Here is a 1,190-nt window from a genome sequence, read left to right as displayed (position 1 = left end):
GGTTGTTGAACCAGTCCACCCATTCCAGCGTCGCGAACTCGACGGCCTCGAAGCTGCGCCATGGTCCGCGCCGATGGATCACCTCGGCCTTGTAGAGACCGTTGATGGTTTCGGCGAGAGCGTTGTCATAGGAATCTCCGACGCTGCCGACAGAGGGCTCCACGCCGGCTTCAGCCAGGCGTTCGGTGTATTTGATAGAGACGTATTGGCTGCCCCTGTCGCTATGATGCACGAGCCCGCCGCGATGGACCGGTCGGCGGTCGTGCAGGGCCTGCTCCAGCGCATCGAGCACGAAGCCTGCGTGCGCCGTGCGGGAGGCCCGCCAGCCCACGATCCTGCGGGCATAGGCGTCGATCACAAAGGCGACGTAGACGAAGCCGCTCCAGGTCGCGACATAGGTGAAGTCGGAGAGCCACAGGACGTTCGGCCTTGGTGCCTTGAACTGGCGATTGACGTGATCCAGCGGGCATGGCGCGGCCTTGTCGCTGATCGTGGTCTTGACGGATTTGCCGCGGATGACCCCTTGCAAACCCATGTCCCGCATCAGTCGCGACACCGTGCAACGGGCAACATCGAAGCCTTCGCGCTTCAGCTGACGCCAGACCTTGCGCACGCCGTAGACGGAGAAGTTTTGATCGAAGACGCGCCGAACCTCGATCTTCAGCGCGGCGTCCTGCCGGGCGCGCCCCGACCGCTTTGCCGGATCGCGCCGTTTGGCCACATGGGCGTGGTAGGTCGAGGGGGCGATCGGCAAGACCTTGCAGATCGGCTCGACCCCATGCGCCTCACGATGATCGTCGATGAAGGTGATCATGGCTTGGACCGGCGGTCGAGCTCCGCCATCGCAAAATAAGCGCTTGCCTTGCGCAGGATCTCGTTGGCCTGTCGAAGCTCGCGGTTCTCTCGCTCGAGCGCCTTCAGCTTCTCGGCCATGTCAGTCGGAACGCCGGCCCGCTGCCCGCTGTCGACCTCGGCCTTCCTGACCCAGTCATGCAGCGTCTGCGGTGTGCAGCCGATCTTGGCAGCAATCGAGGTCACTGCCGCCCAGCGCGACGGGTGCTCGCTGGCGTGATCCAGAACCATCCGAACCGCTCGGGTCCGGACCTCGGGTGAAAACTTGTTCGTCGTCTTGCTCGTCATGGCTCCATTCTCTCAGGAGTTGGAGCCTCCGGCAAACCCGGGGCGGTTCA

1 protein-coding gene and 1 other annotated feature are annotated in these 1,190 nt (G+C 63.9%); the gene reads right to left on the bottom strand.

Annotated elements, in window-relative coordinates:
* Nucleotides 1-1,140 (bottom strand): IS3 family transposase gene (locus tag QCM77_RS45880; RefSeq protein ID WP_280097136.1). Its coding sequence is split into 2 segments (ribosomal slippage), with 1,141 coding nucleotides annotated over them: nucleotides 1-849 and nucleotides 849-1,140; the frame shifts between segments, so codons are not numbered across the junction. This gene is flagged as partial in the annotation.
* Nucleotides 740-856 (bottom strand) — a sequence feature (AL1L pseudoknot). (Overlaps the previous gene by 117 nt.)
* Nucleotides 1,141-1,190 lie beyond the last annotated feature (50 nt).

Source organism: Bradyrhizobium nivariense (genome assembly GCF_029846695.2).
Lineage (GTDB): Bacteria > Pseudomonadota > Alphaproteobacteria > Rhizobiales > Xanthobacteraceae > Bradyrhizobium.
Note: the sequence above shows the minus strand (reverse complement) of the source record. Positions and strands in the feature narration are given on the sequence as shown.